The following is a 13857-nucleotide window of genomic DNA, read 5'->3' on the forward strand; positions in this document are numbered from 1 at the left end:
GGGAAGCGGGGCGCGGTGAGCGGGGCGCGGGGCGGGGTGAGCCTCGCCGCCCAGGCGGGCGACATGTCCGGAGGGTAAACTCTTCGCCCATCATGGGTGAAGAGATCCGCGCCGGAGAGCGGCCGGCGCGTCCCGAGGGTCCGGAGCGCGTCGGCTGGTTCCGGCGTGCCGCCCGGCCGGGCGCTGCCGATCGCCTCGCCGGGTCCGGATCCGCGTCCGGGCTCGGCACCGACACCGGTACCAGCTCCGGCACCGGCACCGGGCCCGCCCGCTCGCGGCTCCTGTGGGGCGGGGCGATCGTGCTGTTCTGGGTGCTGGTGCTCGCGGGCGCCGTGCTCGCCAGCGTCGGCGCCTGGGTGCGGCGCACCTTCGGCGTCATCTCCATGGATCAGCTGCTCAGCAACCTGGCCGGCGCGGGCGGAGAGGGCGCGGGCGGCGATCGGATCGTGGCGAGCGGCATCGTCTCCGGTGTGCTGGTGCCGGCGATGGTGGTGCTCGCGGTCGCGCTGCTGTGCGAGTTCGGGCGCCGCGATCTCCGCAGGCGCGAACTGCTGCGCGGGCGGGGGAGGACCGCGCTGCGCGGGATCGCCGCGGTGCTCACCGTCGCGGTGCCGGTGAGCGGGGCGATGGCGCTCGGCTCCACGATCGGGGTGCGCGAGTACGTGCAGGCGGTGGTGCGCGAGACCACCACGGGCCTGGGCCTCGCGAACTACTACGTCGACCCGAAGCCCGAGCTGGGGATCCGGCTGGGCGGTGGCGGCGGCCGCACGAGCGCCGAGCTGGGCGCCGGCGGGGACGGCGCCGAACCCCGGAACCTCGTGCTCATCTATCTCGAATCGGTCGAGGACGCTTTCGCCGACGACACGCGCTTCGCGCGCAACATGCTGGCGCCCGTGCAGGAGTCGACCGCGGGCTGGGGGTCGATCCCGAAGCTGCGGCAGTACGAGGGCGGTGGCTGGACCATGTCGGGCATCGTGGCCACGCAGTGCGGGATCCCGCTGCGCACCGCGGACGCGCTGAGCGGCAACACCGAGCTGAACCGGATCGGGGAACAGGGCAAGGAGGTCGAGCGGTACCTTCCCGGCGCCACCTGCCTGGGGGACGTGCTGGCCGGCGAGGGCTATCGCAACGTCTTCATGGGCGGCGCCGACGCGCGATTCGCCGGCAAGGGAGCGTTCCTCCGCACGCACGGCTACGAGGAGGTGCACGACCTCAGCGACTGGCGCGAACTGGGCGAGACGGAGCTGCGCGAGGACTGGGGGCTGTCGGACCGCCGCCTGATGGACCGCGCCAAGGAGGAGGTGACCCGCCTCCACCAGGCGGGTGAGCCCTTCAACCTGACGATGCTGACCCTCGACACGCACGAGGCACCGTGGCTCTACGACTACTGCAGCTACGACCCCGAGTCGGAGGAGGCGCTGAGCGGGATCACCGACTGCTCCATGCGCGAGGTCGCGGGCTTCGTCGACTACCTGGACGACCAGGGGTACCTCGACGACACGACGGTCGTGCTGATGGGCGACCACCTGAAGATGATCAGCGAGGACGCCAGCTTCTGGGACGAGCTGCGCGACGACGAGGACCGGAGCATCTTCAACCGCGTGTGGAGCCCCGACGGCGTGAGCTTCGCCCGCGACGAGATCGACCAGTTCAGCATGTATCCGACCCTGCTCGAACTGAGCGGGGTCGAGCTGCGGGATCATCGGGCGGGCATCGGGGTCTCGGCGCTGGTGCCGGAGCGCGAGGTGCCCGAGGGGACGATCCTCGAGCTGAGCGAGCAGGAGTACCTCGACCTCGTGCGATCCCGCTCCGTCGACTTCTATCGCGAGCTCTGGAGCGACGCGGGCGCCGGATCGGCGGCGGCCGCCTCCGCGAGCACCGCGTCGGGCGGGACACTAGACTTGCCCAGAAGATGAGCCGAGGGAGAGGGTGCGCATGCGCGTGACCGCCGTGCTGGTGGCCTACAACCGGCGGGAGCTGCTGCGCGAGGCGCTGGGGGCGCTCGCCGCCCAGACACGCCCCGTCGACCGCCTGGTGGTGGTCGACAACGCCTCCGACGACGGCTCGGGCGAGCTCGCCGCGGAGATGCTCGAGCGCTGGGGCGAGCGCGCCCGCCTGCTCCGCCTCACCCGCAACACGGGCGGCGCCGGGGGCTTCGCGGCGGGGATCGCCGCGGCCGTCGCCGAGGACGACACCGACTGGGTGTGGGTGATGGACGACGACACGGTGCCGCACCCCGAGGCGCTCGCCGAGGCGCTCGCCGCGCACGAGCGCTATCGCGGCACGGGGCAGGACGATCTGGCCGTGATGGGCTCGCGGGTCGTGTGGACCGACGGATCGGACCACCCCATGAACACGCCGAAGCCGAAGATCCGCGCTTCCGCGGAGGAGCGAGCCAGGGCGGCGGAGGCCGGGGGCATGGAGATCCGCACGATCTCCTTCGTGTCGGCGTTCCTGCGCGCGGCGCGGGTGCGGGAGCTGGGCCTGCCGATCGCCGACTACTTCCTCTGGAACGACGACTTCGAGTACTCGGCGCGGCTGCTGCGCGGCGCCCGCGGGCTCTCCGTTCCCGGATCCGTGGTGACGCACAAGACGGCGGCGCGCGGTTCGAGCGACCAGGATCCCGGTCCGCGCTTCTACTACGAGGTGCGCAACAAGCTGTGGGTGTTCCGCCACAGCCGCGGGCTGCTGCCGTGGGAGAAGCTGCTCTACTCGGGGGCGACTGTCAGGCGCTGGCTGCGCACCTTCCGCGCCTCCGCCGATCGCGCCCAGCTGCGCGACTGCCTGCGCCGCGGCTGGCGCGACGGGATCCTGCGCGGCCCGCGTCCGACGCGGGCGGTGCTGCGCGACACGGGGGTCCCGGTGGACGTGATGGTGGAGATCGACCGGCTGTCGAAGCTCGGCGAGCGGCGCTGAACGGGGCTGAGTCCCGCTGAGGGCGCTGAACGGGGCTGAGGGCCGCCCGGCCGAGTAGGGTGGGGGATCATGGACCGACCGGATCCCGCGCATCCCCTCGCCGCATCGACCGCCCCGTTCTCCCTGCTGCTGCCGGTGTATGCGGGCGATGATCCCGGCTTCCTGCGGCTCGCCTTCGAGAGCTCGGTGCAGGAACAGGCGTTGCGGCCATCCGAGGCCGTGATCGTGCAGGACGGGCCCGTGCCGGAGGCGCTGGTCGCCGAGCTGGAGCGGCTCGAAGCCGAGAGCCCCATCCCGGTCAGGATGGTCCGGCTGCCCGAGAACCTGGGCCTCACCGCCGCGCTGAATCGCGGCCTCGAAGCGTGCTCCCAGCCCGTCGTTGCGCGGATGGACGCCGACGACGTGTCCCGCCCGGAGCGTTTCGCGCGGCAGTGGGCGCTGATCGAAGCGGGGTACGAGCTCGTGGGAACCGGCATGGCCGAATTCGACTCCGACCCGTCGCGCCCGAGCGGGTTGCGGGTGCCTCCGGTGGGCGCGGAACGCATCCGGGAGCACGCGCGCACCCACAACCCCTTCAACCACCCCACCATGATGTACCGGGTGGCCGCGCTCGACCGCGTCGGCCGCTATGAGCCCTTCGGCCGGATGGAGGACTACTGGCTGGGCGTGCGCCTCATCGACTCGGGTGCACGGGTGGAGAATCTCGCGGAGCCGCTCGTCGCCTATCGCGTCGGCGCGGGCGCCTTCGCCCGCCGCGGCGGGTGGGCGGAGGCGCGCACCGAGTGGCGGCTGCAGCGTGAGCTGCTGCGCATGGGCTTCGTGAACCGCGGTCAGTACCTGCGCAACGTCGTGATGAAGGGCGCATACCGGCTGCTCCCGGCCGGGCTGAAGCGGGTCCTCTTCCGGCGCCTGATCGGCGGCGGCCTCCCCGGCGACCGGAGCCCGCGGTCCGAGCGCGGCTGAGGCCCGCTGTCTGAATCGTGATCTCGGTGCTACCCTGAGTCGGCACGGCCCGGGGGGAGAACACGATGCAGAGGCGGCGCGGATCAGTGCGCGCGTGGACGATGATCCTCGCGGTGGCGCTCCTCGTGTCGCTGCCCACGAGCCTTCCCGGAGCGCCCGCGATCGCCGTCGAGCAGCCAGGCGGGACCGGGGACGGGTCCGGTTCCGGAGGGCCTGCGCCCGCCGATGAGACGGTCACCCCTCCGGAGGGGGCCGATCCCTCCGCGCCGGAGCCCGCGCCCGAAGAGGGGACCCCGTCTCCCGCGCCGGACGGGGAGCAGCCCGGAGCGGAGCCCCGCGACCCGGCAGACCCCGGCGCGCCCGGTGACGCGGACGCGCCGCGCGGCCCCGACGGCGGTCTCGCCTCCGACTCGCCGGGACCCGCGACCGCCCGCCCCTGGGACGGATCCGGCCTCGAGGCGCTTCCCTACGCTGCGGGTCGCGGCGCGCGGATCGGCGACGACTATCCGGCGCGCTATCGATCGCTTCCGTTCCCGTATCCCGCGGGGCAGTACATCTGGGACGAGTGGAACTTCGCCTACCGCCAGTGCACCTCCTTCGTCTCGTGGCGCTTGAACAGCGCCAACGGTGTGCCGTTCTCGAACCAGTACGGGGGAGTGACCCGCTGGGGCGATGCGGGCCAGTGGGCGGCGACCGCCCGCGGTCTCGGGATCACGGTCGACACCCGGCCCGAGGTGGGTGCCGTGGCCTGGAGCGGACCCAACTACCGCGGGGCGTCCGAGTTCGGCCACGTCGCCTGGGTCGCGGAGGTCCGCGACGACGGGAATATCGTGATCGAGGAGTACAACAACGGCTGGCTGGGTGCCTACGGTTACCGGCTGGTGCATCCGAGCGCCTTCCAGGGCTACATCCACGTGAAGGACCTGACCCGGCCGTTCTCGAAGATCGGCTCGGCGACGGTGTCGGGCGCCCCGATGGTCGGCGGCACCCTCACCGCGCAGAGTTCCGGCTGGTCGCCCGAGCCGGGCGGGCTCCGCTACCGCTGGATGCGCGACGGCGCCACGATCTCCGGCGCCACGGGCAAGAGCTACCAGCCGGTCATGGCCGATCTGGGGGCCCGGATCTCCGTGGAGGTCACGGCTGAGCGTCCCGGCTATCGCGCCGCCTCCGTGAGCTCGGGTGCCTCCGCGCGGGTGACGATGACGGACGCGGACGGCGACGGGCTCGAGGACACCCAGTCGATCCTCCCGTGGAACTCCGACGTCAACGGCGACGGGCTCCCGGACGCCGTCGGCATGGGCGACGGCGGCGTGTACGTCGCGCTCAACTCCGCGAAGGGCCTGGGCGCCCAGCGGCTCTGGCTCGCGGATTTCGGCTCCGCCGCGGGCTGGACCGTGCGCGGCCACCCCCGCACGCTCGTCGACGTCAACGGCGACGGGCGCGCCGACGTGGTGGGGTTCGGGGACACCGGGGTGTACGTCGCGACGAGCACGGGATCCGGATTCGGGAAGGCGTCCCGCTGGGTGGCCGGCTTCGGGGCGGCCGGCACCTGGTCGGTCGAGCACCACCCGCGCACCCTTGCGGACGTGACCGGCGACGGGCTGCCGGACGTCGTGGGCTTCGCCTCCGACGGCGTGCTCGTCGCCGAGGGAACGGGGAAGGGGTTCGGGACGCCCCGGTTGTGGAGCAGTGACTTCGGCGCGGCGAAGGGGTGGCGCGTGGACCGCCACCCCCGTCTGCTGGTGGACATGAACAACGACGGCCGCGACGACATCGTCGGTTTCTCGGAGGCGGGCGTCTCGGTCGCGCTGAGCACCGGTACGGGCTTCGCCCCCGCCAAGCTGTGGGCGGCCGATTTCGGATACGGCACGGGCTGGCGGGTGCAGAGCCACGTGCGGGCGATCGCGGATGTCGACGGCGACGGGCGCCCGGACGTCGTGGGATTCGGGAGCGGCGGTGTATACGTGGCACGGAATACGGGCTCGGGGCTCCGCGCCACGAGCCTGTGGCGCGCCGAGTTCGGCACGGCCACCGGGTGGCGGGTCGGGCAGCATCCGAGGGTGCTCGCCGACGTCAACGGGGACGGACGCGCCGATGTGGTCGGCTTCGGCGCCGCGGGCACGGCGGTCGCGCTGAGCACCGGCACCTCGTTCGCGGCGCCGAGCGACTGGACGAAGGAGTTCTCCGGGGCGCAGTGGGGTGCTCACCGGCAGCCGCGTGTCGTCACCGACGCGAACGGTGACGGACGGGCGGACATCGTCGGCTTCTCCGACGCCGGGATACGCATCGCCCTGAGCTCGGGCCGTTCCTTCGCCGCATCGCAGCTCGCCCTCCCGCAGATGGGACGCAACGCGGGCTGGCAGGTCGGATCGCACCCGCGCGCGCTCGCGATTCGCAGCCTCGGTGCGCGTCCCACCCCGACGGTCGCGGGGGAGGCCAGGCTGGGGCAGTCGCTGCGGGCGGATGCGGGACGCTGGGGCCCTTCGCCGGTCGCGCTCAGCTACCAGTGGCGGCGCGATGGCCAGGCCATCGCCGGGGCGACCGGAGCGAGCTACCGGCTCGTCGCCTCGGACGTCGGTGCCTCGATCTCGGTGCGCGTCACCGGGAGGAAGCTCGGACACGCGGCGTCGGCGCGCGACTCCGCGGCGCAGCCCGTGCAGCCCGGCCGTCTCAGCTCCGCCGAGCCGACGGTGAGCGGCGTGGCGAAGCCCGGTGCCCGGCTCGAGGCGAGCGCCGGCAGCTGGGGCCCGGCGCCGGTGACGCTCGCGTACCAGTGGCACCGCAACGGATCCGCCATCCCGGGCGCGACGTCGCGCAGCTACACGCTCAGCTCCGAGGACGTCGGCCGCCGGATCACCGTGACCGTGACCGGCAGCAAGGCCGCCCATGAGACGACGAGCCGTGCCTCCCGGACCGTCAAGGTGCTGGGCGTGCCGGAGCTGCCGGCGAGCTCCCCCTTCGCCGACGTGACGCCCCGCCACAAGTTCTACCGGGAGATCGCGTGGATGTACGGGTCCGGGATGTCGACGGGGATCCGCCAGCCGAGCGGCGCCCCCCGCTACGGCCCGGGCGATCCCGTCTCCCGCGAGGCCATGGCGGCGTTCCTGTTCCGCCTCGCCGCGCCGAAGGATGGCCCCGCGCCGGCGAGCTCCCCGTTCGTCGACGTCTCGACGCGCCACAAGTTCTTCCGGGAGATCGCGTGGATGTCGTCGTCCGGGCTCTCGAACGGCAACGCGTCACCCGCCGGCCGGGCGTACGCCCCGGGCAGCGCCGTGTCCCGTGAGGCGATGGCCGCGTTCCTGTACCGTCTCGAACGGCCGGAGGGGTATCGCCCGCCTGCGGTGTCCCCCTTCGCGGACGTGCCCACCTCGCACAAGTTCTACCGTGAGATCGCCTGGATGCACGATTCCGGGCTCTCGACGGGCATCCGGCAGCCCAGCGGGCTGCCGCGCTACGGCCCGAAGGACGCCGTGTCCCGCGAGGCGATGGCGGCGTTCCTGTACCGGCTGGAGGTCTCGGGCTAGTCGCGGTGGCGGATGCGCCGAGACGGGGGCGGATGCGCCGGGGTCGTTCTCGCCTTAAGCTGTACGGCATTGCACATGGCGGGGAGGACTCCGCGAGGAGGCGGAGCAGCGCAGACGCGAACGGCTCCGCTCCCTCCGGGAGGCAGCGAGGGTGGAGAGCATGGCAGCACGGACCGGCAGACTGACGACGGCCATTCTGACCTTGGGGATCATCGGGGCGCTCCTGGTGCCTGCGACGGTCGCCCACGCACAGGAGGATCCGCGCGTGAGCCAGGAGGCGAATGCCGACGCCGACGCGGGAGCCGGGGGAGCGGAGACCGGGGCGGACGGCGCGGGAGAGGAACCCGCCGAGACGCCCGCCCCTGCCCCCTCGCCGGAGCCGCAGCCCGAGGATCCGAGCCCGGCACCGTCCCCCGAGTCCCCGGCTCCCGCGGATCCCGAGGGGGATGCCGGCGACGAGCCGGAGCGCACGCCCTTCGACGACGTCCGCGCCCTGGGCGCGGAGGTCGACCGTCCCGGTGACGACGAGGCGCCGCTGAAGCCGCTCGAAGGGGTCGCGCTCTCGGAGCTCGCGGCGCAGTCGCTGGCCGGGGGCTTCCAGGCGGGCAACATCATCTCCGACGCGAACTTCTACAACGGCTCGGCGATGACGAGCGCGCAGGTGCAGAGCTTCCTGAACCAGCAGGTGCCGCGGTGCACCATCGGCGATCCGGGACGTATCGCGGGCGGACCGGCGATCGTGAACGGCCGGAATGTCGGAACCGTCGACAGCAACTGCCTCAAGGACAAGCGCTTCAGCAGCCCGAACCGGACCGCCGACCAGTACTGCGGCGCCTACTCGGGAGGGTCCGGCGACAGCGCGGCCACGGTGATCGTGAAGGTGTCCCGGGCCTGCGGCATCAGTCCGCGCGTGCTGCTCGTGATGCTGCAGAAGGAGCAGAGCCTCGTCACGGACACCTGGCCCACGACCCGCCAGTTCGACTTCGCGATGGGTGCCTACTGCCCCGACACCGGCCCCGGCGGCTCCGCGAACTGCGACGCCCAGCGCAAGGGCTTCGCGAACCAGGTGTACTACGCCGCCTGGCTCATGAAGTACTACCAGGCGCACAACGGATTGAACTACAACCCGGGCCGGAACAACACCATCCAGTGGCACCCCAACACGGCTTGCGGCACCTCGCAGGTCTACATCTCCAACATGGCCACCGCGAGTCTCTACACCTACACCCCGTACCGGCCCAACCAGGCCGCTCTGAACGCGGGGTTCGGCACCGGCGACGGCTGCTCCAGCTACGGGAACCGCAACTTCTTCCTGTACTACCAGATGTGGTTCGGCTCCCCGACCACGACCTTCCCCGATGTGCCGGAGTCCCATAAGTTCTACAAGGAAATCGAGTGGATGTACCAGAAGGGGTATACGACGGGGTGGAAGTCCTCGGACGGACGCGTGCTCTACCGGCCTGGATCGAATGTGACGCGCGAGGCGATGGCAGCCTTCCTGTACCGGCTCAAAGGCGCAAACGCCCCCGCGCCGAGCAGCTCGCCCTTCGCCGATGTGAAGCCGGGTGACCCGTTCTACAAGGAGATCGCCTGGATGCACCAGCAAGGGCTCGCGACCGGCTACGCCCAGGGGGACGGGAAGAAGCCTCGGTATGCGCCGAAGGAGCCGGTGTCGCGTGAGGCGATGGCTGCTTTCATCTTCCGCTTCAAACAGCCGAGCTTCGCCGCGCCGAGCAGTTCGCCCTTCTCAGATGTGCGCAAGAGCGATAAGTTCTACCGGGAGATCGCATGGATGCATGCTGCGGGGCTGTCCACTGGCTTTGATCAGGGAGCGGGAAACAAGCCCAGATATGCCCCACGTGAATCCATGTCGCGTGAGGCGATGGCGGCTTTCATCTATCGCCTCGCGAAGTAGCGGGGGAATGCCGGGAAGCTGCGCCGCGCTTGCCTTACTCCGGTCTCGGAGTCTGCAGGGGCGTTGCCGCTGACCGGCTCAGCCGCTCTTCGACCAGGATGCGCAGCTCGGCCACCCGCCGGCTGTCGGCACGAATCTCGGAGAGCTCGGCTTCGAGCTCGTCGAGCCGGCTCTTGAGCGTTTCGTTGCCCTGCAGCAGTTCTTCGAGCTGACCGGCTCGGAGGCGTCGCTTGAGACGCCTGGAGCGCAGGCTCAGTCGCGCGTCGTGCAGCAGTGTTCTCAACCTATGCAAGCGTGCTGCTCCTTTCATCGTCGGTTCGCGAGTCGTCGAGCACCAGTGCAGAGACGTGGACTGGCCGGCGCACCCCGTCCCGATCGACGTGGTGCGCCATCTGCAGCGTCGTCGCAGAGAGGCCGAGGGGACTCAGCTCGCGTAGCAGTGTGGTTTCGTCGAGGTGCCACGTCCGCGGGTCTTCGAACCGGTAATCGCCGAGTTCTGCGTAGTCGCTGACGAGCACCTGGGCGCCGCCGCGGAGTGCGAGGCGCAGCAGTTCATATGCGGTGCGACGCGTCGGCCCGTCGAGGGTGGCAAGCACGTGGTTCGCGGAGACGACACACCCGGATGCCCCGCCGACCACGTCGAAGGCCGAGAGGAGATAGCTTGCGGTATCCGTGTAGTTCGCGAGGTTGATGTGTTCGACGCCGGCGTTCACCGGTGCGGCACTGTTGTGCGGCTTGACGGCGTAGTCGGAAGCGAAGCACGCGAGTCCGGCATCCCGGTAGAAGACGGCGTCTGCGCCCAATCCGGCGCCGAGGTCGATCACCGCGCGCGTGCCTTCGGCGGCAACGATGACGTGATCCCTGATCAGAGTCGTCTCCTGACCGGAACCGGTACCCTGCAGAGTGCTCTCCCAGAACTCCCGCCGCATGTCGAACGAAGAGAACCACCCGTCGAACCGTCGCCGGGTCGGCAGCGGCGTGTCGAAACGAAAAGCCGGGTCGGGAGTGCGCCATCCGGGGCCGTAGCACGCCACCAGCCAGGCGTCGGGGTTTCGCGGGGCGGGAACGTCCACGCCGTGGAGCGTCAAGCGGGACACCGGCACGATCTTCTTGTCGAGCCCGCGGGCGCGGACGTGGATGGGTTCGTGGAAGTAGCCGTTCTTGTAGAAGGCGGTGAAGATATCGACGTAGTACTCCTCCCCGGAAGGGTCTCCGAAGAAGACTTGCAGATGCGACCAGCTGTGACGGAGCAGCGTGTAACCGCGCGCACGCAGGCGCTGTTCGATCGCATGAGCCTCCGTCACGAGATCGGAGGGGTGCTCGTGGGCGCTCAGATAAGCGACATCGGCGTCGTCGTCGTGAGTGAGAAGCCGTCCGTCGCGGCGCGCCCCCAGGAGGGTGCCCCCGACCACGAAAGCAGGAAGGCCCATGCTCTCGAGCTCACGGATGAGCTCCGCCGCTGAACGCACCACCTGCTCGCGGATTCCCGGGTCGCGAAATCCTGTGAACGAGGGACGCAGCACACCCCACTTGCTGACCACGAGAGGGCGACCTTCGCGGTCGGTGAAATCCGGCCGTGAGTCGCTGGACCCCCTGTCCCAGACCACGCGTCCTTTCCACAACCGATCGCCATTCTCAGACTCGATCTGGCACTCGGAACTCCCGGTCAGCCGCTCGCGGACTCCGTAGGGCCAGGTAACCGTTCTCGTGCCGTCCCGCCCCTCCAGTGCGAGGGTCCACAACCGGTGATCGTCAACCACCACCTGGACAGTACGGCCCGCATGGCGCCGGTCGAAGTGCACGCCGTCGCGTGTAACGCGCACGCCCACGGGCTCCCTCCTCTCGAGCGGTCCCAGCCTCTTCTGTCAAGTCAACTCTAGATGAACGATGCGACGTTCCCGTTCCGAAAGAGAGGCAACGCCGCCGGGCTGGCCTCCAGAGCACCATAGACTGTCGGGGTGACGAGCATCCCCCTTGCCGCCGTCGCCGCGCGCCCTCGCTTCCTGATCCTCGATCTGTTCCGGCTGATGGCCGCGGTCGCGGTGCTCTTCTATCACTACACGGCGCGGATAGCGCCGACCTGGGGCGAGCCTCCCTCGGAGATTTTCCAGTTCCTCTCTGGCTTCACCGTCTACGGGATGCTCGGCGTCCACCTGTTCTTCATCATCAGCGGCTTCGTCATTTTCCTCTCCGCCGAGGGGCGTACCGTGTGACAGTTCGTCGCCGCGCGCGTCTCTCGCCTCTATCCCGCCTACTGGGTTGCCGTCATCCTCACCGCCGGACTTATCGCTCTGTCACCGCAGCTCGGGCGCGAGCTCACTCTTCCGCAGGTGCTCGTGAATCTGACGATGGTGCAGACGGCCTTCGGCGTCGCCCACGTGGACGGTGCTTACTGGACGCTGTGGATCGAGCTTCTGTTCTACATCCTGATCGCCATGCTGATGAGCATCGGCCTCACGGAACGACGGGTCTATGCGTTTGTCGTGCTGTGGCCGATCGTCGGGGCACTCGCACAGCACACCGGCTTCCCGTTCCTCGCCGACGTGCTCGCGAGTGATTACGCTCCGTTTCTTCGCCGGCGGAATGGTGCTGTACCTCATTCACTCGCGGGGCCACAGTCTCCTGCGATGGCTTCTGGTGCTGTTCAACGTCTTCCTCGCGGTAGAGCGCGCCGTCTCGAACGAGGTGCTGGGCTCGATTCGTGAGAGCACCGGAATCGAGACCTCAGCGCTGGTCGGAACGGTGCTGATCGTCCTGCTCTTCGCCCTCGTGGCGCTGGTGACCGTCACACCGCTCAAGCACGCGGGGTGGGCTTGGTTGACGTATGCCGGTTCGCTGACCTTCCCGCTCTATCTCATGCACGAGTACTGGGGCTGGTGGGCCATCGGCCTCGTCGATCCCGTCGCCGGGAAGTGGCTCGCGCTGCTCGCAGCTTTTGGGATCAGTTTCGCCTGTGCTGTGGCGATCGAACGATGGGTGGAGCGGCCTCTCCGACCGCGGATTCGGAGATCTCTGCAGTGGTCGCTCGACGACCGCGGACTTCGGAGTGGCCGTCCTTCTGGCGTGGCCTCGCAGTGATGGTGGTCTAGAATCTGTGAGGAACTCGGCGGCGGGCAGGCAATTCCGTGTGCCCGCGCGCGAATCGAAGATGCAAGGACAGGTGCAGATGACCTCGGATAAGACGATCATGGTCCTGCTGGCGGGCGGCGTCGGCGCCCGAGTCGGGATGGGAATCCCGAAGCAGCTGCTGAAGATCGCCGGGAAGCCGATCATCGAGCACACCCTTGAGGCGTGTGAGGCCAGCCCGCTGATCGACGAGATCCTCATCATGATGAATCCCGGAACGATCGCCGAGCTCGACTACCTCAAGGACAGGCCCGGTTCGAAGCTGAGTCGTATCCTTCCCGGCGGCGCGACCCGCAATGAGACCACGCGTCTCGCGCTCGCGGAGATCGAGGGCAATCCGAAGGTGCTCTTCCACGACGCGGTGCGGCCCTTCGTCGACGCCCGGATCATCGCAGACTGCGTCGACGCGCTCGACGAGTACGATGCCGTCGACACCGCGACCCCCTCCGCCGACACGATCATCCAGGTCGACGACTCCGACTGCATCACGGGGATCCCGCGTCGTTCGTTGCTGCGCCGCGGACAGACGCCGCAGGGCTTCCGCGCAGAGGTGCTTCGCAGGGCCTACGAGATCGCGTCCGGCGATCCCGATTTCTCGGCCACGGACGATTGTGGCGTCGTGTTCAGCTACCTTCCGGAGGTGCCGATCAAGGTGGTCGCCGGTAGCGGCGCGAACATGAAGGTAACCGAGCAGATCGATCTGCACATCGCCGACAAGATCTTCCAGTTGCAGTCCGCCTCCGCGGATCAGCTCGACCACGAGCTGGGTGCGCTCGAGGGCAGCGTAGTCATCGTCTTCGGCGCAAGCTACGGGATCGGCGAGAGCATTGTGACGCTGGCCCGGGCGGCTGGTGCCCGGGTTCACGCTTTCAGCCGCTCTGAGACGGGAACCGACGTGACCGATCAAGTGGCCGTTCAGGCAGCGCTGGAGCGCGTGCTCCGGCGTGAGAAGCGCATCGACCACGTCATCGTCACGGCGGGCGTGCTCCGCATCTCCGACCTGGTCGAAGCGCCGGACGAGGACATCAGGAAGACGGTCGACACCAATCTGATCGCCCCCGCGCTCATCGCCCAGATGAGTTTCGATGCGCTCTCTCAGAGCAAGGGTTCGCTGACCTTCTTCACCTCGAGTTCCTACACCCGGGGACGCGCCGGCTACAGCATGTACTCTGCGACGAAGGCGGGTGTGGTCAACCTGACCCAGGCGCTGGCGGAAGAGTGGGCGTCGGCGGGCGTGCGGGTCAACGCGATCAACCCCCAGCGCACGGCGACCCCGATGCGCACGCAGGCGTTCGGAGAGGAGCCGGAGGGCTCGTTGCTCACCGCGGAGGAGGTCGCCGAGGCCACCCTTCGCACGATCTGCTCTCCTGCAACCGGGCAGACGATCAACGTCCGCCTGTAGCGGCGACCGGG

11 protein-coding genes are annotated in these 13857 nt (G+C 69.8%); 9 read left to right on the plus strand and 2 right to left on the minus strand.

Annotated features, from left to right (window positions below; genetic code table 11):
* Nucleotides 1-92 precede the first annotated feature (92 nt).
* The 5 genes from B4915_RS12365 to B4915_RS12385 all read left to right on the plus strand — a co-directional run bounded on the left by B4915_RS12365 (nucleotide 93) and on the right by B4915_RS12385 (nucleotide 9318).
* On the plus strand, nucleotides 93-1916 hold the full coding sequence (locus tag B4915_RS12365; RefSeq protein WP_105806126.1) for an LTA synthase family protein: 1824 nt from the start codon (nucleotides 93-95) through the stop codon (nucleotides 1914-1916).
* Between the two features lie 19 nt (nucleotides 1917-1935).
* A complete protein-coding gene (locus B4915_RS12370; RefSeq protein WP_105806127.1) occupies nucleotides 1936-2916 on the plus strand; it encodes a glycosyltransferase in 981 nt (326 codons plus the stop codon).
* Between the two features lie 69 nt (nucleotides 2917-2985).
* Entirely contained in the window at nucleotides 2986-3879 is an 894-nt protein-coding gene (locus B4915_RS12375; protein WP_105806128.1) for a glycosyltransferase, read from the plus strand.
* A 65-nt stretch (nucleotides 3880-3944) separates the two neighbouring features.
* Nucleotides 3945-7403 (plus strand): FG-GAP-like repeat-containing protein, encoded by a 3459-nt coding sequence (locus B4915_RS12380; RefSeq protein WP_105806129.1) that lies wholly within the window; start codon nucleotides 3945-3947, stop codon nucleotides 7401-7403.
* Nucleotides 7404-7563: 160 nt separating this feature from the next.
* Nucleotides 7564-9318, plus strand: a complete 1755-nt coding sequence (locus B4915_RS12385) for an S-layer homology domain-containing protein (RefSeq protein WP_146120107.1) — start codon at nucleotides 7564-7566, stop codon at nucleotides 9316-9318.
* Between the two features lie 34 nt (nucleotides 9319-9352).
* Here B4915_RS12385 and B4915_RS12390 read toward each other — a convergent pair whose 3' ends face one another.
* Nucleotides 9353-9610: a hypothetical protein gene (locus B4915_RS12390; protein WP_146120108.1), complete on the minus strand. Its 258-nt coding sequence runs from the start codon at nucleotides 9608-9610 to the stop codon at nucleotides 9353-9355.
* Entirely contained in the window at nucleotides 9603-11147 is a 1545-nt protein-coding gene (locus B4915_RS12395; protein ID WP_146120109.1) for a hypothetical protein, read from the minus strand. The genes B4915_RS12390 and B4915_RS12395 overlap by 8 nt, the downstream gene beginning before the upstream one ends.
* Nucleotides 11148-11276: 129 nt before the next feature.
* Here B4915_RS12395 and B4915_RS12400 point away from each other — a divergent pair, with 129 nt between their 5' ends.
* The 4 genes from B4915_RS12400 (at nucleotide 11277) to B4915_RS12410 (ending at nucleotide 13846) form a co-directional block, all read left to right on the plus strand.
* A complete protein-coding gene (locus B4915_RS12400) occupies nucleotides 11277-11531 on the plus strand; it encodes an acyltransferase family protein (RefSeq protein WP_105806133.1) in 255 nt (84 codons plus the stop codon).
* 123 nt (nucleotides 11532-11654) lie between these two features.
* A complete protein-coding gene (locus B4915_RS14560) occupies nucleotides 11655-12023 on the plus strand; it encodes a hypothetical protein (RefSeq protein WP_146120110.1) in 369 nt (122 codons plus the stop codon).
* Entirely contained in the window at nucleotides 11956-12396 is a 441-nt protein-coding gene (locus B4915_RS12405; RefSeq protein WP_146120111.1) for an acyltransferase family protein, read from the plus strand. Before B4915_RS14560 ends, B4915_RS12405 begins: the two co-directional genes overlap by 68 nt.
* An 88-nt stretch (nucleotides 12397-12484) precedes the next feature.
* Entirely contained in the window at nucleotides 12485-13846 is a 1362-nt protein-coding gene (locus B4915_RS12410) for a bifunctional cytidylyltransferase/SDR family oxidoreductase (protein ID WP_105806263.1), read from the plus strand.
* Nucleotides 13847-13857 lie beyond the last annotated feature (11 nt).

The organism is Leucobacter massiliensis (assembly GCF_002982315.1).
Lineage (GTDB): Bacteria > Actinomycetota > Actinomycetes > Actinomycetales > Microbacteriaceae > Leucobacter > Leucobacter massiliensis.